The sequence below is a fragment of the Streptomyces sp. VRA16 Mangrove soil genome (genome assembly GCF_017377775.1).
Classification (GTDB): Bacteria; Actinomycetota; Actinomycetes; order Streptomycetales; family Streptomycetaceae; genus Streptomyces.
Genome location: NZ_JAFVLN010000003.1, coordinates 615,465 through 637,436, shown reverse-complemented (window position 1 = coordinate 637,436; position 21,972 = coordinate 615,465). Strand labels below are relative to the sequence as shown.

Sequence of the window (21,972 nt, the reverse complement as noted above, 5' to 3'; positions counted from 1 at the left end):
TGATCGACGGTACACCGGCGCTTCGAGGTAGCGTCTGGGCATGAGCGACTCTTTCCCGGAGGCGGAACCGGAGGCCGAGGTGGTGGAGGCCGAGGTTCCGTCGGCCGGGGTTCCCGAGGAACCCTCGTACGACCCCGCCGCCCCGGCCCCGCTCGGCATCGCGCGCACCCTCACCGGCAACGCCGAGGTGGACGCGCAGCTGGAGCGGTTGGGCGATGTGGACCACCTCGCGGCGGACGGACACGTCGAGGTGTACGAGGATGTACATCAGGGGTTGCGCGGCGCGCTGACCGCACTGGATGCGCGGCCCCGGCCTTCGTCCCCGTATGAGCACAGGAGCTGAACCGAACGTGGCAGGTGTGGCACGTCGCCGCCTCGACGCCGAACTCGTCCGCCGCAAGCTGGCCCGCTCGCGCGAGCACGCCAGTCAGCTGATCGCCGCGGGGCGGGTCACGGTCGGCAAGGCCGTCGCGACCAAGCCCGCGACCCAGGTGGAGACGGCCGCGGCCATCGTCGTCCAGCAGGACGACAACGACCCCGAGTACGTCTCGCGCGGCGGGCACAAGCTCGCGGGCGCGCTGGCGGCGTTCGTCCCGCAGGGGCTCGTGGTGGAGGGCCGCAGGGCCCTGGACGCCGGGGCGTCGACCGGCGGCTTCACGGACGTACTGCTGCGGGCCGGGGTGGCGCACGTCGTCGCCGTGGACGTCGGGTACGGGCAACTCGCCTGGTCGCTGCAGAGCGATGAACGCGTCACCGTCAAGGACCGTACGAACGTACGCGAGTTGACGCTGGAGGCGATCGATGAGGTGCCTGTGGATGTGGTGGTCGGAGACCTGTCCTTCATCCCGCTCGGCCTTGTGCTGCCTGCCCTCGTGCGGTGCGCGGCGCCCGACGCGGACCTCGTGCTGATGGTGAAGCCGCAGTTCGAGGTCGGCAAGGAGCGGCTCGGCAGCGGCGGGGTCGTACGCAGCCCCGAACTGCGGGCCGAGGCCGTGCGCGGGGTCGCCGCGCAGGCCTGGAAGCTCGGGCTCGGCGTGCGTGGCGTGACCGCGAGCCCGCTGCCCGGCCCTTCCGGAAATGTCGAGTACTTTCTGTGGCTGCGTGCCGGGGCGCCCGAACTGGACCCGGCCGACGTTGACCGTGCAGTGGCGGAGGGGCCGCGTTGACACAGACCCGAGCTCGTACTGTTTTCCTGCTCGCGCACACCGGGCGGCCCGCGGCCGTCCGCAGTGCCGAACTTGTCGTCCAGGGGCTGCTGAAGAGCGGTCTCGGGGTGCGCGTGCTGGAGGCGGAGGCGGCCGATCTGCCGCTGTCGCCCGAGGTGGAGCTGGTCAAGGAGGCGACGCCCGCCTGCCTCGACGGGTGCGAGCTGCTGATCGTGCTGGGCGGGGACGGGACGCTGCTGCGCGGCGCCGAGTTCGCCCGCGCCTCCGGGGTGCCGATGCTCGGCGTGAACCTGGGCCGCGTCGGCTTCCTCGCGGAGGCCGAGCGGGACGACCTGGACAAGGTCGTCGACCGGGTCGTCACCAAGGAGTACGAGGTCGAGGAGCGCATGACGATCGACGTCGTCGTGCACCGCAACGGCGACATCGTGCACGAGGACTGGGCGCTCAACGAGGCCGCCGTGCAGAAGGTCGAGCCCGAGCGGATGCTGGAGGTCGTCCTGGAGATCGACGGGCGTCCCGTCACGGGCTTCGGGTGCGACGGCATCGTGTGCGCGACGCCCACGGGGTCCACCGCTTATGCCTTCTCGGCGGGCGGGCCCGTGGTGTGGCCCGAGGTCGAGGCGCTCCTGATGGTGCCGATCAGCGCCCACGCGCTGTTCGCCAAGCCGCTGGTCACGTCGCCGGACTCGGTGCTCGCCGTCGAGGTGCAGCAGCACACGCCGCACGGGGTGCTCTGGTGCGACGGGCGGCGGACCGTGGAGCTGCCGGCGGGGGCCCGGGTCGAGGTGCGGCGGGGTGCGGTGCCGGTGCGGCTCGCGCGGCTGCACCACGCGGTGTTCACGGACCGGCTCGTCGCCAAGTTCGCGCTGCCGGTGGCGGGGTGGCGCGGGGCGCCGCACTAGCTTCCGGGGTCCGGAACGGCTCCCGGCCGCGTTGTCAGTGGCGTGTGCCAGAGTCGGGACATGCTGGAGATCGTGGTGCAGACGGAGGGCGGGGAGCGGCATGTCGCCGTGTCCGCCGAGGAGTTGGGCGCGCTCGTGCGCCGTATCGGGGGCGAGGGCGACCGGTTCCTCGTCCTCCAGCGGATACCGGATCTGCCGGACGAGTTCGCGCAGGTCTGGCACAAGAGCGGCGGCGACTTCACGCTGGAGCACCGCGCAGGGGCTGCCGACCGGCACTTCGGGACGACGGCCGCGGGGCCGGACGCCGTGGCCGCGGCGCTCATCGGCTGGGCCCGTCGTGAGCCCGGCTGGGACGCGGGGCACGACTGGTCGCTCCTCGACATGGGGCCGGCGCCGGAGGTTCCGCCGCTCGACCTCGGCGCGGCCGATCGTGCCGAGTTGGAGGACGAGGTCCGCAGCGTGCTGCACGGGGGGTACGCGACGCGGGCGGTGCTGGCCGAGGTCGCCGAGGAGTACCTGGTCACCGAGGGGCGGCGGCCCGTGTCGCGGGCGCAGGCGTGGGCGCTGGCCGACCGGATGTGGCTGGAGCGTGTCGCCGAGCAGGAGGGGTGGCGGGGCGAGACCGATCCGGAGCGGCTCACTCGGGCGTTCGCCGCGCTGGAGGCTGACGGGATCGTCGCTCGGGAGAACTTCACATGCTGCCGGTCCTGTGGGGACACGGAGATCGGGGCCGAGGCGGGGCCCGGGGCCCGTGGCTATGTCTACTTCCACTCGCAGTGCACCGGGTCCGCGGCGGTGGGGGCGGGGTTGATGTTGCTGTACGGGGGGTTCGACGGGGCGGTCGGGACCACGGCGGGGGTTGGCGGTGAGGTGGTTGCCGCGCTGGAAGGGGTCGGGCTTTCGGTGGTGTGGGACGGGGATCCGAGCCGGGCGGTTCATGTGACGCCGCTTGATTGGAGGCGGCGGTTGGTGGGTTGAGGTCGGGCTGTGGCTGTGGCTGTGGCTGTGGCTGTGGCTGTGGCTGTGCCGGGGGCGGGAGCGGGTGGGTGTGTGGCTTGTGCGTGCCGTGGCCGGGTGGGGGTGGGCCGTGGCCGTGCGGGGGTGGGCCGTGGGTTGGGGCCTTCGGAGGCGCCTGCCCGGCGCTGGGGTGCCGCCTTGCCCACCCTGCCGCCCTTGGCGGCAGATTGCCCAAGGCGGCCGGGCTGGGCGGCAGATTGCCCAAGGCGGGTGGGGGTGGGCCGGCGGGGCGGGGTGGTAGTCGGTCTGGGTGGGGTCAGGTTTGTATGGCCCTGATCGGGTGGGTTCGCATGCCTGCCTGGATCGGTAGTCCCGTCGATGTGACCGTCAGGGTCACCGTGCCGAGTGCGATCGCTGCCGCCACCGCCCAGGGGACGTAGGGGAGCGGGGTGCCGAACGTCGTCGTGAGGATCGGGGCCATCGTCGCGAGGGCGATCACCGTGCCCAGGAGCAGGGCCGTGCCGGCCACCACCAGGGACTCCCAGAACGCCATCGCGCGGATCTGACGGCGCTGCGAGCCGACCACGCGGAGCAGGGCCAGGTCGCGGCGGCGCTCCAGGGAGATCATCGCCAGGGTGTTGGCGGAGGCGATGGCGGCGAAGCCCGCGTACAGGGCCGTGCCCATGTAGTCGAGCCAGACGTCGCCGGGGCTGCCCGCCGAACCCGTGACGTGCGCGGCCGTCGTCCGCAGGGCGATCTTCGTGAGACCGAAGCCGACGACGAGGACGAGCGGGATCACCGCCGCGCCGAACCTGCGGGGCTGCGAGCGGACGGTGCGCATCGCCAGGCGGGCGCTCGGACCGCAGCGGCCCAGCAGGGACGAGACGAGCCAGGCCGCCGGGCCGATGAGGCGCGGCCCGAGCAGGCCCACGCCCACGCAGAACAGGATCAGGACGAGGAAGGCGCCCGAGTTCGCTTCGTCCGGCGGCTGCTTCGACAGCAGGACGGACAGGAAGGCGGCGGCCGCGATCGCCAGCACGCCCAGCGGGGCCCTGAGCAGGCCCAGACGGCGGCGGCCCGCCGCGGCCTCGGCCAGGGCGTGGGCCGGGCGCAGGAGGGAGAAGCGGAGCGAGGCGAGGAGCGCGGCGAGCGTGGACGTCACCGTCGCCACGGCCAGACAGACCGGGAGAGCCAGCCAGGAGAACGTGAAGGGGACGCCGCGCGGGATCAGGCCGTGGTCGACCATCCCGTGGAACCAGAGCGGGGCCAGGACCGTGCCGCCCAGCACGAAGCCGAGCACCGACGCGGGCACGGCCGCCGTGAGCGCCTGGAGAACCACGGCACGGCGGACCTGGCGCGGGCGGGCGCCGATCGCGCGGACCAGGGCCAGTTCGCGGTGCTGCTGGGCCACGGCCGTACCCATGGTCGCGACCACCACGAATATCGACATGTAGATCGAACCGATGAGGAGCACGGCCGCTATGTCGCCGACTCCGTTTGTCGTGATCTCGTGACGGGCCGATGGAGGGATGGCATGGGTGCTCGTCGCCGTGAGGACCGTCGTCGAGGCGCTCACCACCGTCGCCGCGAAGAGCGCCGCGACCGCCGTCCCGACGAAGGCCGGGCGGTGGGCCTTCAGCGCCGCGTGGGCCAGTGCCGTACTCATGGGTCCAGCGTGCGCGGCCCGGTGCGGGCCGGACCATGGCGCGGGCCCGCCGGTCCGTCCTGGGGACAACCCCACCCCCCACTCGCCCGGGTGATCCGCTTCCCGTGCCACCTGCTGCTTCGGGTCCGAGAGCCGGGGCCCGTCGCACAGATGGCCCCCGACCTCGTAAGGTCGTGTCCGTGTTGGAGGAGATGCGGATACGGTCGCTCGGAGTCATCGACGACGCGGTGGTCGAGCTGTCGCCCGGTTTCACGGCGGTGACCGGTGAGACCGGCGCGGGCAAGACCATGGTCGTCACGAGCCTCGGGCTGCTGCTCGGCGGGCGCGCCGATCCCGCCCTCGTGCGGATCGGTGCGAAGAACGCGGTGGTCGAGGGGCGCGTCAGCGTGCCCGCGGACTCGGCCGCGGCCGCGCGCGCCGAGGAGGCCGGGGCCGAGCTGGAGGACGGTGTGCTGCTCGTCAGCCGTACCGTTTCCGCCGAGGGGCGCTCGCGGGCGCACCTGGGCGGGCGGTCCGTGCCCGTCGGGGTGCTCGCCGAACTCGCGGACGAACTCGTCGCCGTGCACGGCCAGACCGACCAGCAGGGACTGCTGAAGCTCGGCCGGCAGCGGCAGGCGCTCGACCGGTACGCCGGTGACACCGTCGCCAAGCCGCTCACCAAGTACGCGGCCGTCTACAAGCGGTTGAAGGCCGTCAGCAACGAGCTGGAGGAGATCACCACGCGGGCGCGCGAGCGTGCGCAGGAGGCGGATCTGCTGCGGTTCGGGCTCGACGAGATCGCCGCGGTGGAGCCGCGCGCGGGTGAGGACGTGGAGCTGGCCGAGGAGGCGTCGCGGCTCGGGCACGCGGAGGCGCTCGCGTCCGCCGCGGCCGCCGCGCACGGCGCGCTCGCCGGAAACCCCGAGGACCCGGAGGGGGTCGACGCGCAGACGCTGGTCGGCGCCGCCCATCGGGCCCTTGAAGCGGTGCGTTCGCACGACGCCGCTCTCGGTACGCTCGCCGAGCGGATCGGCGAGGTGCAGATCCTGCTCACCGACGTGGCCGCCGAACTCGCCGGGTACGCCGACGATCTGGACGCCGACCCGCTGCGGCTCGCGGCGGTCGAGGAGCGCCGGGCCGCGCTGACCGCGCTCACCCGCAAGTACGGCGAGGACGTCGCGGGTGTGCTCGCCTGGGCCGAGGCGAGCTCGGCGCGGCTGCTCGAACTCGACGGGGACGACGAGCGGATCGGTGAGCTGACCGAGGAGCGCGAAGCGCTGCGCGGTGAACTCGGGCTGCTCGCTCAGGAGTTGACGAACGCTCGGGTGGATGCCGCGGCCCGGTTCGCCGCCGCCGTCACCGAGGAGCTGGCCTCGCTCGCGATGCCGCACGCGCGGATCTCCTTCGACATCCGGCAGACCGAGACCGATGCGGGTGACGGTGTGGAGGTCGACGGGCGGGCCGTCGTCGCCGGGCCGAGCGGTGTCGACGAGGTCGAGCTGCTGCTCGCCCCGCATCCCGGGGCGCCGCCGCGGCCCATCGCCAAGGGCGCGTCCGGCGGTGAGCTGTCGCGCGTGATGCTGGCTGTGGAGGTCGTCTTCGCCGGTACCGACCCGGTGCCGACGTATCTCTTCGACGAGGTCGACGCGGGTGTCGGCGGCAAGGCGGCCGTCGAGATCGGCCGGCGTCTCGCCAAGCTCGCCAAGTCGGCGCAGGTCGTGGTCGTCACGCATCTGCCGCAGGTCGCGGCGTTCGCCGACCGGCAGTTGCTGGTGGAGAAGACGAACGACGGGTCCGTGACGCGGTCCGGGGTGACCGTGCTCGAAGGGGAGGACCGCGTGCGGGAGTTGTCGCGGATGCTGGCCGGGCAGGAGGACTCGGAGACCGCGCGGGCGCATGCGGAGGAGTTGCTCGAGGCGGCTCGGGCGGACGCGTAGGCCGGGGCCGGATGCGAGGTGCCCGGCGCTGTGCTCGCCGCTCTGCGCCGGGGGCCGGGGCCTGCGGAGGAGCCGGCCCGGCGCTGGGGTGCCGCCTTGCCCACCCTGCCGCCCATGGCGGCAGATTGCCCAAGGCGGGGTGGCGGGCGCTGGCAGAGTGCCCAAGGCGGGGTGGCGGGCGGGGCAGAGTGCCCAAGGCGTGGTGGCGGGCGGCCGACTACCCACGGCAGGGTGACTCCATGATCGATCCGATGTGCAGCCTCCGTTCCGCCGTCCTCGCCGGCGGCGTCACCCACGCCGCCCGTGCCGTGCTCCGGCGTGTGAAGCCGGGGGGTGCGGAGGTCTGGGAGCGGAGGAACTACGCGGGCCGCGAGGTGGACCTGTGTCCGGGGCCCGCCGTCGCGCTCGGCGCCGCGGCCGGGGCGCTCGCCGCCGGACCCGGCACCCGCGCCGCGGCCCTCGTCGCCACGCTCGCCGCCGGTGCCTGCGGCGCGTACGACGACGTGGCGGGGACGGGGGACCCGCGGCGCGGCTTCCGGGCGCACCTCGGCGCGCTGCGGCACGGCGAACTCACCAGTGGCGCAGTGAAGTTGTTCGGGATCTCGGCGGCCGGGCTCGTCGCGGGCGCGCTGCTCAAGGAGCGGCCCGTCGACAAGGCGCTCGCGGGTGTCGTCGTCGCGGGGACGGCCCATCTGCTCAACCTGGTCGACGTACGGCCGGGACGCGCCGCCCAGGTCGCTCTCGCCCTGGGCGCCCCCGGGCTGCTGCGCGGCCCGCTCGCCGCCGCGCCGATGGCCGCCGCGGCCGCCGTCCTCCCCGAGGACCTCGGCGAACGCGGGATGCTCGGCGACAGCGGCGCGCACGCGCTCGGCGCGGCCCTCGGAGTGGCGATCGTCGCGGGCAACGGGCGCGCGGGCCTGGTCGCGCACGCCGCCGGACTCGTCGCCGCGACCGTGTACGGGGACCGGGTCAGCGCCCTCGCCGCGTCAGCACGGAAGCCGGTCAACTCACCCATGTGAGTGGTCCGGTGTGCCGTGTTGCCCGTGCCCGCGCGGTGGGAGACCGTGAACGGTGCCGGAACGTCCGTGCGGGCTGGCATCCTTGGCCCCTGCGGCGTAGGTATCCCCAAACCCGTACCCTCCGTATACCTGATACCTGATACCTGGTACCTGACCTACGGCGCCCGTACAGCAACCACTGCCTCGACGACCAGGAGCCCGGCCACGTGAGCCACGTGAGCAGCCACGCAGCACACGGACAGTCGCCGCTGCGCACCGTGCAAGTGCTGGGCGGTGGCAGTGCGGGCAGCAGCGCGCACGTCCGCTCCCTGACGGCAGGGCTGGTGGCCCGCGGGGTGCGGGTCACGGTGTGCGCGCCGTCCGAGGCCGAGCGGGCCTACGGGTTCAGCGACGTCGGCGCGCACCATCTGCCGGTGCCGCGCAGCAGCGACCCGGCGTCCGTCGCCGCGCTCCGCGTGGCCTGTGCCGACGCCGATCTGGTGCACGCGCACGGGCTGCACGCCGCGCTGCGTGCCTCTCTCGCGCTGAGCGGCCGCCGCGTCCCGCTCGTGGTCACCTGGCACACCCGGTCGTACGCGGAAGGGGCCCGCGCCCATCTGCTGCGGATGCTGGAGCGGCGCGTGGCCAGGGCCGCGTCCGTCGTCCTCGGCACCTCGTCCGACCTCGTCGACCGGGCCCGCACCCGCGGCGCCCGGGACGCACGCCTGGCCGCCGTCTCCTTCCCGCCGCCGCGCCGCCCCGTCACGGACGGCGACGACGCCGAGCGCGCCCGGAACAAGACGCGGGCCGAACTCGGCGCCGTGGACCGCCCGTTGCTGATGGCGGTCGGCACCCTGGAGCGGCACCGCGGCTACGACGTCCTGCTCGACGCCGCGCACGCCTGGCTCGACCTCGACCCGGCGCCGCTGCTCGTCATCGCGGGGGAGGGGCCGCAGCGCGGCGCGCTCCAGCGGCGTATCGAGGCCGAGGGCCTGCCGGCCCGGCTCGCGGGCCGCCGCGACGACGTCGCCGACCTGCTGCACGCCGCGGACATCGCGGTCCTGCCCAGCAGCTGGGAGTCCCGCTCGCTCCTCGCGCAGGAGGCGCTGCACGCGCGGGTCCCGCTCGTGGCGACGGACGTCGGCGGAATCCCCGAACTCGTCGGCGAAGCGGCCGAGTTGGTCCCGTACGGCGACGCCCCCGCACTGGCCCGCGCGGTCGAAAGGCTGCTCACCGACCCGGAGCGCTGCGCGCAACTGCGCGAGGCAGGCAGCATGCAGGCGGCGTCGTGGCCGAGCGAGGACGCGACGATCGCCCAAGTGCTCAGTGTGTACGACGAGTTGACGGGGACGTTCTGAGACCGGTTTCGGTCCGCCCCGTTCCCCGCCGCCGTTCCGCGTCACCGCTGTGTACGACGAGTTGACGGGAAGCCGTGTGCGACGAGTTGACGGGGAGGTTCTAAGGCCGGTTTCGGTCCGCCCCGTTCCCCGCCGCCGTTCCGCGTCACCGCTACGCCACATGCCTCCGCGCCCGCAGCGCCAGGCTCAGTGCCAGCACCGTCTGCGGGTCGTCCAGGTCCGTGCCCAGCAACTCCCCTATGCGCGCGAGGCGGTTGTACAGCGTCTGCCGGTTCAGATGCAGCTCGCGGGCCGTCTCCGCCTTGCGGCCGGCGTGCGCCAGATACGTCTGGAGCGTGGGCAGCAGCGGCGGCTTGGACCGCTTGTCGTGGGCCTGGAGGGGGCCGATCGCCCGCTCCACGAACGACGCGAGATCCGGATGGTCGCGCAGCCGCCACAGCAGCAGGTCGATGTCGAGGCGGCGCGCGTCGAACCACGGCCGGTCGTCCAGGCCCTGCGCCGCCGTCGCTGTCTCCGCCGCGTGCCGCAGCCCCGCGGCCGCCGCCGGCCAGCCGCCCGCGCCGCCCACCACGACCACCGGCGGCTGCGCGCCCGCCCGCTGCATCCCGGCCCGCTCCACTCCCGCCCGCAGCGCCGCCGCGACCCGGTCGGCCACCGCGGTGCGCTCCGAGTCCGTACGCAGCCCGAGCAACAGCGGCACCCGCCCTTCGACGGGCCGTACGCCGAGGAGTACGGGCACGCCGACCGACGCCAGCTCCTCCGACACGGCCCGCGCGAGAACCGCCCAGCCGCCGCCCGGCGCCAGGCTCATGGAGGTCTCGGGAAGCCGCATCACCACGGGGAGCAGCGGGCCCTGCCCTGCGGGTTTGAAGCCCAGGACGCGGGCCTGCGCCGGAGCGTCCTCCGGGGTGATCCGGCCCTCCGCGAGATCGGTGAGGAAGTCGCCGCGCCCGCGCGCCGCCAGCTCCTCCTCCTGCCGCGCCTGCATCAGCACGACGGCGAGCGACCCCGCCGCCCGCTCGGCCGCGATCCGGTGCACCGGCGCGAGGGCCGACGAGACCGGAAGCAGCACCAGGCGGGCCCGCACCGAGCCCGCCCCGGGACCGCCGCCCGGCACGTCCACCAGGACCGCCCCGCCCGGCGGCTCGTCCTTGTGCGTGGCCCGCATGCCCTCCCAGACCTGGAGCGGATCCGTGATGTCGCCGTCGGCCCCGGCCGCGTACAGCAGCTGTCCGTCGGCGGTCTCCAGGAACACCGGGTTCCCGCTGAACTCGGCCAGGATGCGCAGGACTTGGGGGACCCCGCCACCGCCAAGGAGGGCGTTCGTGCAGTGCCTGTGGACCTCCTCGGCGCGCTGGAGCAGGGCGTAGTGGCCGTTGACGATCTCGGTGTGGATCTCCTCGGTCACCGTCACGAACGGCACCTCGCGGTGCAGCTGCACCAGCGGCAGGCCCGCCGCCCGCGCCGTCTCCACCAGCGCCGCGGGCAGCCGCGCGAACCGCTGCCCCAGCTCGATCACCAGCGCCGCGATGCCCCGCTCGGCCAGCTTGCGCACGAAGGCCCGCTGCTCGGCCGGGCGCGTGCCGAGCCCGAACCCGGTCGTCAGCAGCAGCTCACCGCCCTTGAGCAGCGACGCGATGTTCGGTACCTCGCCCGCGTGCACCCAGCGCACCGTCCGCTGCAGCCGGTCCCCGCCCGCCACGACCTCGGGCAGCCCGCTGCGCAGCCCCGGCAGCTCGAGGGCGCGCTGCACGGTGATACCGCCGGGGGAGCCGGCGGAGGCGTCGGCCGGGGCCGATACGGGGGAGGAGGTGCTGTCCATGACGCGGACGGTACCGGCGTGCGCGTTCCGGGAACATCTCCGGCCTGTTACGGAAGAGATCATTCCGCCCGATTCCGCGACAACTCGTCGCGCCGTGGCCGGAATTGCGCGACCGCGTGTCTGTTGTGGCGTACGTCACTGCATGGCCACACTGACGCATTCGCATGCACCACCCCGACTGATCTACGGATTTCGTAGCGGCAGCCCCCAGAGAGGGACGGAAATGCCAGAGACAGTGGAGAACGGCGCACCCGGCGGCACCCCGGGGACACCCCCGGTGCAGCGCCTCAAGGCGAACTCGGTCGGACTCGTCGGCGTGGTCTTCATGGCCGTCGCCACGGCCGCCCCGATCACCGCGATGACCGGCAATCTGCCCATCGCGGTCGGCTTCGGCAACGGCACGGGAGCGCCCGCCGGCTATCTCTTCGCCACGCTCGTCCTGACGGTCTTCTCCGTCGGCTACGTCGCCATGGCCAAGCGCATCACGGCGGCCGGCGCCTTCTACGGGTACATCTCGCACGGCCTCGGCCGGATCGCCGGCATGGCCTCCGGGATGCTCGCCGTCCTCGCGTACATCGTCTTCGAGGCGTCCATCGTCGGCGTCTTCTCGTACTTCGCGCAGACCACGGTCCACGACCAGCTCGGCTGGGACATCCCCTGGATCGTCTACGCGGCCGTCATGCTCACGGTCACCGCGGTGCTGTCCTACTTCGACATCAACCTCACCGCGAAGGCCCTCGGCGTCATGCTGATCGCCGAGATCGCGGTGCTCTTCGCGGTGGCGACGGCGGTCCTGATCCACGGCGGCGGCCCGGACGGCATCCCCTTCGAGCCGGTCAACCCGAAGAACGCCTTCACCGGGACCTCCGCCGGTCTCGGCCTGTTCTTCGCGTTCTGGTCGTGGGTCGGCTTCGAGTCGACGGCCATGTACGGCGAGGAGTCCCGCGACCCCAAGCGCGTGATCCCCAAGGCGACCCTGATCTCCGTCGTCGGCGTCGGCCTCTTCTACATCTACGTCTCCTGGATGACGATCGCCGGGAACGGTCTGTCCGGCTCCGTGAAGATCTCCTCCGGCACCAGCCCCCTCGACCTCTTCTTCGACCCGGCCCACACCTTCATCGGCGCCTGGGCCGTCGACGCCTTCCAGTGGCTGCTGATCACCGGGTCGTTCGCCTGCGGCATGGCCTTCCACCAGTGCGCCTCCCGCTATCTCTACGCGATCGGGCGCGAGGGCTTCCTGCACCCGGCCCTGGGCCGTACGCACCGCAGCCACGGCTCCCCGTACGTCGCGTCGTTCGTGCAGTCGGTGATCGCGGTCGTCCTCGTCGGCGCGTTCTGGCTCACCGGGCAGGACCCGTACATCCACCTGTACACGCTGCTCGCCATCCTCGGCACGATGGCGATCCTCATCGTGCAGACCCTCTGCTCGTTCGCCGTCATCGGCTACTTCCGCCACCACCACCCCGAGGACCGGCACTGGTTCAAAACGCTGGTGGCGCCGCTGCTCGGCGGCATCGGCATGATCGCGGTCGTCATCCTGCTCGTCCTGAACATGGACACGGCCGCCGGCACGGCCGCCGGCTCCCTCTTCTTCAAGGCCATCCCGTGGATCGTGGGCCTGGTCTTCTTCGGCGGTCTGGGGCTCGGCCTGTACGTCAAGGCCCGCCATCCGCACCGCTACGACGTCATCGGCCGCATCGTCCTGGAGGACGCGGCGGAGCGCGCCGACGACGCCCCCGCACCCGCGGCCTCCGTCTGACCCCTGTCCGTCTGATCCCCGTCCGTCCGACCCCTGTCCGATCGCTGTCATCAAGGAGAACGTCATGGCTCGTACGAACCTGATGCACGCCCTGAGACACCTGACCGCGGAACACCGCGCCGCCGCCCGACTCGGCCTCCCCGTCGGGGAGTTCCGCGAGCGTCGCGCCTCCCGTCGTACCGTCCTGAAGGCGGCCGCGGCCACCGGCGTCGCCGCGGCCGCCCTGCCCGCTCCGAAGGCGCGCGCCGACGCCCCGCGGATCGCCGTCGTCGGCGCGGGCATGGCCGGGCTGACCGCCGCGCTCACCCTGCACGACGCGGGGTACGCCTGCACCCTCTACGAGGCGAACCCCGACCGGGTCGGCGGCCGCGTGTACTCGCAGCGCGACCACTGGGCGTACGGCCAGACCTCCGAGATCGGCGGCGAGCTGATCGACACCAGCCACAAGAAGATGCAGGAGCTGTGCCGCCGCTTCGGACTGCCGCTGGAGGACTTCCTCGGCGGCGGTCCGAACGGCGCCGAGGAGATCCTCTGGTTCGACGGCGCGTACTACCCGCGCGACCAGGCCGACCAGGACTTCAAGGACGTCTATCAGGCCCTCCACACAGATCTGCAGAACGCGGGTGAGGTCTTCTGGAACCAGACCACCGCCGCGGGCACCGCCCTCGACACCATGTCCCTGTACGACTGGATCGACTCACGCGTCCCCGGCGGTCACGACTCCCCGCTCGGCCGCTTCCTCGACGTCGCCTACAACGTCGAGTACGGCGCGGACACGACCGACCAGTCCGCCCTGGCCCTCGTTCTCCTGATGGGCTATCAGACCAATCCCGGCAACTTCAACGTCTGGGGCCTGTCCAACGAGCGCTACCACGTCATCGGGGGCAACGACCAACTCCCGCACGCCATAGCGGACTTCCTCCCGGACGGCACGATCCGCCACGGCATGTCCCTCCAGGCGGTGAAGGCGAACAGCGACGGCACCCAGACCCTCACCTTCTCGGACTCCGGCACCCCCCGCACCGTCACCGCCGACCACACGATCCTCTGCGTCCCCCTGCCGATCCTGCAACGACTCGACCTTTCCAAGGCCGGGTTCGACACCCGCATGAGGAACCTGCTGCGCGCCGCCCGCATGGGCCACTGCACCAAGCTCAACCTGCAGTTCAGCAGCCGGCCCTGGCGCGGCACGGGCCCCTGGCCGGGTGTCTCGTCCGGCGACTGCTTCACGGACGCCGCCTTCCAGCAGACCTGGGACACCACGAAGGTGCAGTCCGGGACGGGCGGCATCCTCATCCAGTACGGCGGCGGCTCGCTCGCCCAGTCCCTCACCCCGTCGGGCCCGTTCGCCTATGAGAGCGACCCGTACGTGCGTGACCTCGCCGGCCGCTACCTCACCCAGATCGACTCGGTCTTCCCCGGCACCAAGGCGGCCTGGACGGGCAGGGCCCAGCTCTCCGCCTGGCACGAGAACCCGTACTCCCTCGGCGCCTACTCGTACTGGCCCGTCGGCTACCTGCACCAGTACGCCGGCTACGAGGGCGTCGCCCAGGGCAACGTCCACATCGGCGGCGAGCACTGCAGCTACGACTTCCAGGGCTACATGGAAGGCGGCGCGACGGAAGGCGAGCGCGCGGCCCAGGAGGTCATCGCGCTGCTGAAGTGAGCAGCGGGCGGAGCCGGGCCGCGAGCCCCGCGTCCCAGCGGTCCAGCTCCGCCACGAACAGCCCGGAGACGACGGTGAGGGCCCGCCGCAGCTCGTCCGCGTCCAGCGACCGGACGAGCGTGCCCTCCAGCGGGCCGGTGATGTCGTCCGGCAGCAGATGCGCGCCCTTGGTGTAGGCGGTGGGCAGCCCGAGCCGCAGACAGGCCAGGGTGATCAGGTGCTCGCGCAGGGCACCGATCCAGTGTCACCTTCACCCCGGAAGCGGAGTTCGGGCCGAGCGGCCCGTAGGGGCGCACCGTCGGGGAGTCGGGCGCCCTGCACCACGGGGACCTGGGCGCCACCGTCCGGGTCCAGGTCGATGTCCGACCAGCGGTCGTCCGCGCCGGATGCCTGCGATCCCGTGAGGGCGGCTCCGGTGACCGCGCCGTCGGTGTCGGCGCGGTCGAGCAGGAGCCGCAGAACCTCGGCGCGGCGGTCAGCCGCCATATGCCCCGGAGGCCGTCAGGCGCAGGGCCGTGTCGATCAGGGGCACGTGGCTGAAGGCCTGCGGGAAGTTGCCGACCTGGCGCTGTAGGCGCGGGTCCCACTCCTCGGCGAGCAGACCGAGGTCGTTGCGCAGGGCCAGCAGCTTCTCGAAGAGGCGGCGGGCCTCGTCGACCCGGCCGATCATCGCGAGGTCGTCCGCCATCCAGAACGAGCAGGCGAGGAACGCGCCCTCGTCGCCGGGCAGCCCGTCGACGCCCTCGTTGTCGCCGTCCGTCGGGTAGCGCAGGATGAAGCCGTCCGGCGTCGACAGCTCCCGCTGGATCGCCTCGATCGTGCCGATGACGCGCTTGTCGTCGGGCGGCAGGAAGCCCATCTGCGGGATCAGCAGCAGCGACGCGTCCAGCTCCTTGGAGCCGTACGACTGCGTGAACGTGTTCCGTTCCTTGTCGTAGCCCTTCTCGCACACGTCCCGGTGGATGTCGTCGCGCAGCTCGCGCCACTTCTCCAGCGGGCCGTCCGCGTCGCCGGACTCGATGAGCTTGATGGTGCGGTCGACCGCGACCCAGGCCATGACCTTCGAGTGCACGAAGTGGCGGCGCGGGCCGCGCACCTCCCAGATGCCCTCGTCCGGCTCGTCCCAGTGGTTCTCCAGGTAGCTGATGAGCTTGAGCTGGAGCAGGGAGGCGTAGTCGTTGCGGGCCAGGCCCGTCATGTGGGCCAGGTGCAGGGCCTCGGTGACCTCGCCGTAGACGTCGAGCTGGAGCTGGTGCGCCGCCCCGTTGCCGACCCGCACGGGCGCCGAGTTCTCGTACCCGGGCAGCCAGTCCAGCTCCGCCTCGCCGAGCTCCCGCTCGCCCGCGATGCCGTACATGATCTGCAGGTTCTCCGGGTCACCCGCGACGGCCCGCAGCAGCCACTCGCGCCACGCCCGCGCCTCCTCCCGGTACCCGGTGCGCAGCAGCGAGGAGAGGGTGATGGCCGCGTCCCGCAGCCAGGTGTAGCGGTAGTCCCAGTTGCGGACGCCGCCGATCTCCTCCGGCAGGGACGTGGTGGGCGCGGCGACGATGCCGCCGGTCGGCGCGTACGTCAGCGCCTTCAGCGTGATGAGGGAGCGGACCACGGACTCGCGGTAGGGGCCGTGGTACGTACAGTGCTCCACCCACTCCCGCCAGAAGTCCTCCGTCGCCGTGAGGGCCCCTTCGGGGTCCGGCAGCGGCGGCTGCTCGCGGTGCGAGGGCTGCCACTGGATGGTGAACGCGATCCGGTCACCGGGCGCCACCGTGAAGTCCGAGTACGTCGTCAGGTTCTTGCCGTACGTCTCGGCGTCGGAATCCAGCCACACGGAGTCGGGCCCGGCCACCGCGACCGTACGCCCGTCCACCTTGTGCACCCACGGCGTGATCCGGCCGTACGAGAACCGCATCCGCAGCGCCGAACGCATCGGCACCCGGCCGCTGACCCCCTCCACGATCCGGGTCAGCTGCGGCGCGCCGTCACGCGGCGGCATGAAGTCCGTGACCCGGACCGTGCCGCGTGGCGTCTCCCACTCCGACTCCAGGATCAGCGAGTCGCCCCGGTACGTGCGCCGGGTCGCCGCCGGTGGCTCGGCGTCCGCCGCATGGGCCGGGCCCAGGCGCCAGAAGCCGTGGTCCTCGGTGCCGAGCAGCCCGGCGAAAATGGCATGCGAGTCGAAGCGGGGCAGGCACAGCCAGTCCACTGTCCCGTCCCGGCAGACCAGTGCTGCGGTCTGCATGTCCCCGATGAGTGCGTAATCCTCGATGCGCCCGGCCACGTGCATCTCCAGTCGAACGGCCACGTACACCCCTGCGCTGCTGCACTGCTGCGAGGGGCATGCGCTCTGCGGTCTTCACGGTCAACTAACGGTCGTCAAACATGTCAACGTCAAATAACGGTCAACGAATCGTTTTGATACGTCGTCCTGATAGGTCGTTGTCAAACGAACTGACGAGCCGGTTGTTCCGGTGGAGGCACCGGCGCTCGGACGTGGTGTTCCGGTGAACGGGCGGGAACGGGCGGGGGTGTTGCCGTTGTGGTGCCGTTTTCCTGCGTGACTCGCCAGCCGAGTGTCCGAGCAGGATACGACGCGCTCAAGTGATCTGCGTGCCGCTCAGGGCAACGCGTCTGGGCCGAACGGGTGAGCGCGGGGTGACGGCGGAGCGCCCCCGTCCGCTCCTGTGGCGGCGCGTGTGCGGAGCGTGGCCGGAAGCAGCCTCGCCCGACCGCTGATACCCTGGTAGCCCGTGAGCCGGTGGTCATAGAACCCCCGAACCGCAGCGACGGCACCTCCCCGTGAAACCCGGGACGGCACGCCGGTACGCACCCCAGACCGCGACCACGGGAGCCCCCTCTTGGCCATGCAGCCGAAATCTTCGACGACCAAGCACATCTTCGTCACCGGGGGTGTCGCCTCCTCCCTCGGCAAGGGGCTCACCGCCTCCAGCCTCGGCATGCTGCTCAAGGCGCGTGGCCTCCGGGTCGTCATGCAGAAGCTCGACCCGTACCTGAACGTCGACCCCGGCACGATGAACCCCTTCCAGCACGGTGAGGTGTTCGTCACGAACGACGGCGCCGAGACCGACCTGGACATCGGCCACTACGAGCGCTTCCTCGACCGCGACCTCGACGGCTCGGCCAACGTCACCACCGGCCAGGTCTACTCCCAGGTCATCGCCAAGGAGCGGCGCGGCGAGTACCTCGGCGACACGGTCCAGGTCATCCCGCACATCACGAACGAGATCAAGCACCGCATCCGCCGCATGGCGACGGACGAGGTCGACGTCGTGATCACCGAGGTCGGCGGCACGGTCGGCGACATCGAGTCGCTGCCGTTCCTGGAGACCGTCCGCCAGGTCCGCCACGAGGTCGGCCGCGACAACGTCTTCGTCGTGCACATCTCGCTGCTGCCCTACATCGGCCCCTCCGGCGAGCTGAAGACCAAGCCCACCCAGCACTCGGTGGCCGCCCTGCGCAACATCGGCATCCAGCCCGACGCCATCGTGCTGCGCTGCGACCGCGAGGTCCCGACCGCCATCAAGCGCAAGATCAGCCTGATGTGCGACGTGGACGAGGACGCCGTGGTGGCCTGCCCCGACGCCCGCTCGATCTACGACATCCCGAAGACCGTGCACGGCGAGGGCCTGGACGCGTACGTCGTCCGCAAGCTGGACCTGCCGTTCCGCGACGTGGACTGGACGACCTGGGACGACCTGCTCGACCGCGTCCACAACCCCGACCACGAGATCGTCATGGCCCTGGTCGGCAAGTACATCGACCTGCCCGACGCCTACCTGTCGGTGACCGAGGCGCTGCGCGCCGGCGGCTTCGCCAACAAGGCCCGCGTCAAGATCAAGTGGGTCACCTCGGACGACTGCAAGACCCCGGCCGGCGCCAAGAAGCAGCTCGGCGACGTCGACGCGATCTGCATCCCCGGCGGCTTCGGCGACCGCGGCGTGTCCGGCAAGGTCGGCGCGATCCAGTTCGCCCGCGAGAACAAGATCCCGCTGCTCGGCCTCTGCCTCGGCCTGCAGTGCACGGTCATCGAGGCCGCGCGCAACCTGGCCGGCATCCCGGACGCCAACTCCACCGAGTTCGACGCCGCCACCGCCCACCCGGTCATCTCCACGATGGCCGAGCAGCTCGACATCGTCGCCGGTGAGGGCGACATGGGCGGCACCATGCGGCTCGGCATGTACCCGGCCAAGCTCGCCGAGGGCTCCATCGTGCGCGAGGTGTACGACGGCAAGGAGTACGTCGAGGAGCGTCACCGTCACCGCTACGAGGTGAACAACGCCTACCGTGCCGAGCTGGAGAAGAAGGCCGGTCTGCAGTTCTCCGGCGTCTCCCCGGACGGCAAGCTCGTCGAGTACGTCGAGTACCCGCGCGAGATCCACCCGTACCTGGTCGCCACCCAGGCGCACCCGGAGCTGCGCTCGCGCCCGACGCGTCCGCACCCGCTCTTCGCCGGTCTGGTGAAGGCCGCCGTGGAGCGCAAGGTCGCCGCCGCAGCGGGGGCCAAGAAGGCCAAGTAAGGCTTGTAACACAAGCGATGTACGGTTACCGGGGTGCGTGCCTTTTGCGGCACGTGCCCCGGTTTCTTTTTTGCGCCCGGCTTCTTTTGCGTACCTGGGAGGACGTTCCGGCATGACGACGATCAAGGACAGCGCCGAGCAGTGGGAGGTCCGGGCCACCGAGACCCCGTTCGTCGGGAACAAGACCTCGGTGCGCACGGACGACGTGGTCATGCCGGACGGGTCGGTCGCGCGCCGCGACTTCCAGGTCCACCCCGGTTCGGTCGCGGTGGTCCCCCTCGACGCCGAGGGCCGGGTGCTGCTCCTGAAGCAGTACCGCCACCCCGTCGGCATGAAGCTCTGGGAGATCCCGGCCGGCCTGCTGGACATCCCCGGTGAGAACCCGCTGCACGCGGCGCAGCGCGAGCTCTACGAGGAGGTGCACGTCAAGGCCGAGGACTGGCGCGTACTCACAGATGTGTACACGACACCGGGCGGCTGCTCCGAGGCCGTGCGCATCTTCCTCGCCCGTGATCTGTCCGAGGCCGACGGCGAGCGGTTCGTGGTCGAGGACGAAGAGGCGGACATGGAGTTCGCGCGGGTGCCGCTGCAGGACCTGGTGCGCGGGGTGCTCGCCGGTGAGCTGCACAACAACTGCCTTGTGGTGGGTGTGCTTTCGCTTGCGGCGGCCCTGGCGGGCGACGGGGTCGACGCTCTGCGCCCGGCCGAGGCGCAGTGGCCGGCGCGGCCGTTCGAGGCCTAGGCGCCGTTCAGGGGGGTGGGTGCGTGGGGCGGCTGCCGGTTCGGTGGGGCTTCTCGCGCAGTTCCCCGCGCCCCTGAAGCATGTGCTGCGCGCGGCTCCCCCAGGGATGCGGGGAACCGGTCGGACCATCCGCTGATCCGATCGGGGGACACTGCCGCCCCGCCCGCCCAGGGCACTCGCACCCCCTGAACTAGGCTCGGCCTCGCCCCTGCCGATCCCCGGAGGGGATGGCTGAGACGGAGCGTGGCCCGTGACGAATCAGGCGGTCGAGGAGTCCTCGGGGCGGACCCGCAAGCGGCGCCGCACCCGACGGGGCCAGGAAGTGACGGAGCCTCAGTTCCTGGGGCGCAGCCGTGAGTTGAAGGAGCTGCGCGCCGACATCGAGCGCGCCGGGCTCGACACCCTGTCGGGCCGCAAGGCGCCCAGGGCCCGGGTACTGCTCATCGCCGGGCGGCCCGGCACCGGGCGCACCGCCCTCGCCGAGGAACTGCTGCGCCAGGTCGCGCAGGAGTACCCGGACGGGGCGCTGCGGGCCCGGCTCACCGCGCCCGACGGAACCCCGGTGCCGGCCGAGCGCGTCGCCCGCGACCTGCTGAACGCCCTGAAACTGCCCGCGCCGCCCGGCGAGGCGGCCGACGACCTCACCGAGCGGCTGCGCGAGGGGCTCTCCGTGCGCCGGGTCGTCCTGCTGCTCGACGACGCCGCGAACGCCGAGCAGGTCGACGAACTGCTGCCGGAGAACCCGGACTGCCTGGTCGTGGCCGTCTCCGAGGGCCCGCTGACCGGGATCGCGGACGTGCGGCCCTGCACCATCGGCGGGCTCGACACCAAGTCCGCGGTCGAACTGCTGACCCGGCACACCGGATCGGTCCGCATCACCTGCGACCCGCGCTCCGCCGAGTCCCTGGTCGAGGTGTGCGGGGCCGAACCCGCCGTCCTGGAGATCGCTGGGGGCTGGCTCGCCGTACGCCCCAAGGAATCCGTCGCCGACCTGGCCAAACAGCTGCATGCGCTGGAGGGGGACGGGCCCGCCCTCACCCGGGTCTTCCCGCACGCGTACGCGGCCCTGGCCGGGCCCGCCGCCCGGATACTGCGCTACCTGTCGCTCGCGCCCGAGGGGTACGTCGACCCGCACACCGCGTCCGCGCTCGCTGGCTGCTCGGTCTCCGCCGCCCGCACCACCCTCGACGACTTCGTGACGCTGGGCCTGGTGCGGGGCGTCGACTCCGAGCTGCCGCAGTACGAGGTGCCCGGCTGCCTGCTGCCGCTGCTGCGCGGGCTCACCGAGACCCTGGACCGGCCCGGTGAGGTGCAGCTGGCCCGCGCCCGGATGCTGGAGCGGACGGTACGGCTGCTCACCTCCTGCCGCGCGATCACCGAGCCCGACGGCTCCCCGGCCCGCAAGAAGCTCGCCGGGCTGCCCAGCGCCCTGCGGTTCGCGGACCCCGAGGCGGCCGCCGAGTGGCTGCGCGTCCGGCAGCCCGCGCTGCTCGCGTCGGCTCGACTTGCCGTCGCGGACGGCGAGTTGGACACCCTCGCGCGCCGGCTGATGGCCGCGCTGGTGCGGGCGCTGGTCGCGCACCGCGGGCCCGAGGACGCCGCCGCCGAGCTGTACGGGATCCACCGGCTCGTGCTCGATGTCGCCGAGCGGCGCGACCTGCCGCGCGAGAAGGCCGCGGCCCTGCTGAACCTGGCCGACCTGGACGCCTGCACCGGCCGCACGCAGGAGGCGCTGGCCCGGTACCGGGCCGCCCTCGACGCCGGACGGGCCGCGGGCGACCCGTACGCCACCGGCCGCGCGATGGAATCCGTAGGCGGCGCGTACCAGGAGCTGGGGGACTGGCAGCGGGCCGCCGACTGGTACGGGCGCGCGCTGGCCCAGCGGCTGACGCGGGGCGAGCGGGCCGACGCGGCGCGGCTGCACGGCCGGATCGCCGCGGTGCACACGTACGCGGGCCGTTATGGGGACGCGCTGCGCAGCTGGCGCTCGGCCGTCGCCGGGTACCGCAAGGAGGGCGATGTCGCGGCGCAGGCGCGCGCGTTGAGCGAACTGGCGCGGGTGCAGGAGTACGCCGGGCGGCCCGAGGAATCGCTCCACACCTGCCAGGAGGCCGTCGAGTGGGCCCGCCAGGCCAAGGACGTACGGCTGCAGGCGGCGCTCCAGCTGCGGCTCGCGGACACCCTCGAACGGCTCGGCGACCCCGCCGCGGCCAAGCTGCACCGCGGTGCGGCCGAGCGCATGCTGGGAGAGGAGCTGCCGGGAGGCGCGGCGGGAGCACACCCCTGAGAACGTCTGCAACAAGCCGCTAACACCTGCGAAATCCGTAGTTCGACCGCAGAAGATTGATGTATCGAAAGGCTAGACAGCTCGAAAACCTTCATTAGACTGGCTCCGCCGCGGTGATTCGCGGTGCCTCCCGGTGTGCCCTTCGGTGCACTGGTATGTAGTGCATTGCCCGTAACATCCCCTGAGCCAAGGACCGTG

16 protein-coding genes are annotated in these 21,972 nt (G+C 72.4%); 12 read left to right on the top strand and 4 right to left on the bottom strand.

The window, feature by feature from the left end; genetic code table 11:
- The first annotated feature begins 40 nt into the window (after positions 1-40).
- Genes J3486_RS12265 through J3486_RS12250 form a run of 4 tightly spaced genes read left to right on the top strand, consistent with a single transcriptional unit; the run spans position 41 to position 3,046 of the window.
- Positions 41-343, top strand: a complete 303-nt coding sequence (locus tag J3486_RS12265) for a hypothetical protein (protein ID WP_207820252.1) — start codon at positions 41-43, stop codon at positions 341-343.
- Between the two features lie 7 nt (positions 344-350).
- On the top strand, positions 351-1,166 hold the full coding sequence (locus J3486_RS12260; RefSeq protein ID WP_207820251.1) for a TlyA family RNA methyltransferase: 816 nt from the start codon (positions 351-353) through the stop codon (positions 1,164-1,166).
- Positions 1,163-2,068, top strand: coding sequence for an NAD kinase (locus tag J3486_RS12255; RefSeq protein ID WP_207820250.1), 906 nt, complete (start codon positions 1,163-1,165; stop codon positions 2,066-2,068). The genes J3486_RS12260 and J3486_RS12255 overlap by 4 nt, the downstream gene beginning before the upstream one ends.
- Positions 2,069-2,128: 60 nt before the next feature.
- On the top strand, positions 2,129-3,046 hold the full coding sequence (locus J3486_RS12250) for a hypothetical protein (RefSeq protein ID WP_207820249.1): 918 nt from the start codon (positions 2,129-2,131) through the stop codon (positions 3,044-3,046).
- 295 nt (positions 3,047-3,341) lie between these two features.
- Here the strand turns inward: J3486_RS12250 and J3486_RS12245 are convergent, their stop codons facing one another.
- Complete coding sequence (locus tag J3486_RS12245) at positions 3,342-4,691, bottom strand: FtsX-like permease family protein (RefSeq protein ID WP_207820248.1); 1,350 nt, start codon at positions 4,689-4,691, stop codon at positions 3,342-3,344.
- Positions 4,692-4,882: 191 nt separating this feature from the next.
- On the opposite strand from J3486_RS12245, the gene recN reads away from it, so the two are divergent.
- From recN to J3486_RS12230, 3 genes are all read left to right on the top strand, one after another.
- On the top strand, positions 4,883-6,607 hold the full coding sequence (gene recN, locus J3486_RS12240) for a DNA repair protein RecN (protein WP_207820302.1): 1,725 nt from the start codon (positions 4,883-4,885) through the stop codon (positions 6,605-6,607).
- A 239-nt stretch (positions 6,608-6,846) separates the two neighbouring features.
- The gene (locus J3486_RS12235) at positions 6,847-7,626 is read left to right on the top strand and encodes a hypothetical protein (RefSeq protein WP_207820247.1); all 780 of its coding nucleotides are present in this window, start codon (positions 6,847-6,849) and stop codon (positions 7,624-7,626) included.
- Between the two features lie 206 nt (positions 7,627-7,832).
- Positions 7,833-8,963, top strand: coding sequence for a glycosyltransferase family 4 protein (locus tag J3486_RS12230; RefSeq protein WP_207820246.1), 1,131 nt, complete (start codon positions 7,833-7,835; stop codon positions 8,961-8,963).
- 151 nt (positions 8,964-9,114) lie between these two features.
- Here J3486_RS12230 and J3486_RS12225 read toward each other — a convergent pair whose 3' ends face one another.
- Positions 9,115-10,785 carry a PucR family transcriptional regulator gene (locus tag J3486_RS12225; RefSeq protein ID WP_207820245.1) on the bottom strand — a complete coding sequence of 557 codons (1,671 nt, stop codon included), beginning with the start codon at positions 10,783-10,785 and terminating at the stop codon, positions 9,115-9,117.
- Between the two features lie 223 nt (positions 10,786-11,008).
- Between J3486_RS12225 and J3486_RS12220 the strand changes: the two genes are divergently transcribed.
- Both J3486_RS12220 and J3486_RS12215 read left to right on the top strand, forming a co-directional pair.
- Entirely contained in the window at positions 11,009-12,544 is a 1,536-nt protein-coding gene (locus J3486_RS12220; RefSeq protein WP_207820244.1) for an APC family permease, read from the top strand.
- 64 nt (positions 12,545-12,608) lie between these two features.
- A complete protein-coding gene (locus J3486_RS12215) occupies positions 12,609-14,210 on the top strand; it encodes an NAD(P)/FAD-dependent oxidoreductase (protein WP_207820243.1) in 1,602 nt (533 codons plus the stop codon).
- A 213-nt stretch (positions 14,211-14,423) separates the two neighbouring features.
- Here the strand turns inward: J3486_RS12215 and J3486_RS12210 are convergent, their stop codons facing one another.
- Positions 14,424-14,696, bottom strand: a complete 273-nt coding sequence (locus tag J3486_RS12210; protein WP_207820242.1) for a hypothetical protein — start codon at positions 14,694-14,696, stop codon at positions 14,424-14,426.
- On the bottom strand, positions 14,686-16,488 hold the full coding sequence (locus J3486_RS12205) for a glycoside hydrolase family 15 protein (protein ID WP_207820301.1): 1,803 nt from the start codon (positions 16,486-16,488) through the stop codon (positions 14,686-14,688). The genes J3486_RS12210 and J3486_RS12205 overlap by 11 nt, the downstream gene beginning before the upstream one ends.
- A gap of 583 nt (positions 16,489-17,071) precedes the next feature.
- On the opposite strand from J3486_RS12205, the gene J3486_RS12200 reads away from it, so the two are divergent.
- The 3 genes from J3486_RS12200 (at position 17,072) to J3486_RS12190 (ending at position 21,774) form a co-directional block, all read left to right on the top strand.
- Complete coding sequence (locus tag J3486_RS12200; RefSeq protein WP_207820241.1) at positions 17,072-18,745, top strand: CTP synthase; 1,674 nt, start codon at positions 17,072-17,074, stop codon at positions 18,743-18,745.
- 112 nt (positions 18,746-18,857) lie between these two features.
- Positions 18,858-19,487 carry an NUDIX hydrolase gene (locus J3486_RS12195; protein ID WP_207820240.1) on the top strand — a complete coding sequence of 210 codons (630 nt, stop codon included), beginning with the start codon at positions 18,858-18,860 and terminating at the stop codon, positions 19,485-19,487.
- Positions 19,488-19,737: 250 nt separating this feature from the next.
- Entirely contained in the window at positions 19,738-21,774 is a 2,037-nt protein-coding gene (locus J3486_RS12190) for a tetratricopeptide repeat protein (RefSeq protein WP_374194714.1), read from the top strand.
- The last annotated feature ends 198 nt before the right edge of the window (positions 21,775-21,972 follow it).

Excerpts from the sequence above, each read along its gene's own strand:
- J3486_RS12225 (WP_207820245.1), bottom strand. The coding sequence starts at position 10,785 with ATGGACAGCACCTCCTCCCCCGTATCGGCCCCGGCCGACGCCTCCGCC.
- J3486_RS12200 (WP_207820241.1), top strand. The coding sequence starts at position 17,072 with ATGCAGCCGAAATCTTCGACGACCAAGCACATCTTCGTCACCGGGGGT.
- J3486_RS12235 (WP_207820247.1), top strand. The coding sequence starts at position 6,847 with ATGATCGATCCGATGTGCAGCCTCCGTTCCGCCGTCCTCGCCGGCGGC.
- J3486_RS12210 (WP_207820242.1), bottom strand. The coding sequence starts at position 14,696 with ATGGCGGCTGACCGCCGCGCCGAGGTTCTGCGGCTCCTGCTCGACCGC.
- J3486_RS12245 (WP_207820248.1), bottom strand. The coding sequence starts at position 4,691 with ATGAGTACGGCACTGGCCCACGCGGCGCTGAAGGCCCACCGCCCGGCC.
- J3486_RS12265 (WP_207820252.1), top strand. The coding sequence starts at position 41 with ATGAGCGACTCTTTCCCGGAGGCGGAACCGGAGGCCGAGGTGGTGGAG.
- J3486_RS12220 (WP_207820244.1), top strand. The coding sequence starts at position 11,009 with ATGCCAGAGACAGTGGAGAACGGCGCACCCGGCGGCACCCCGGGGACA.
- recN (WP_207820302.1), top strand. The coding sequence starts at position 4,883 with ATGCGGATACGGTCGCTCGGAGTCATCGACGACGCGGTGGTCGAGCTG.
- J3486_RS12250 (WP_207820249.1), top strand. The coding sequence starts at position 2,129 with ATGCTGGAGATCGTGGTGCAGACGGAGGGCGGGGAGCGGCATGTCGCC.
- J3486_RS12215 (WP_207820243.1), top strand. The coding sequence starts at position 12,609 with ATGGCTCGTACGAACCTGATGCACGCCCTGAGACACCTGACCGCGGAA.
- J3486_RS12195 (WP_207820240.1), top strand. The coding sequence starts at position 18,858 with ATGACGACGATCAAGGACAGCGCCGAGCAGTGGGAGGTCCGGGCCACC.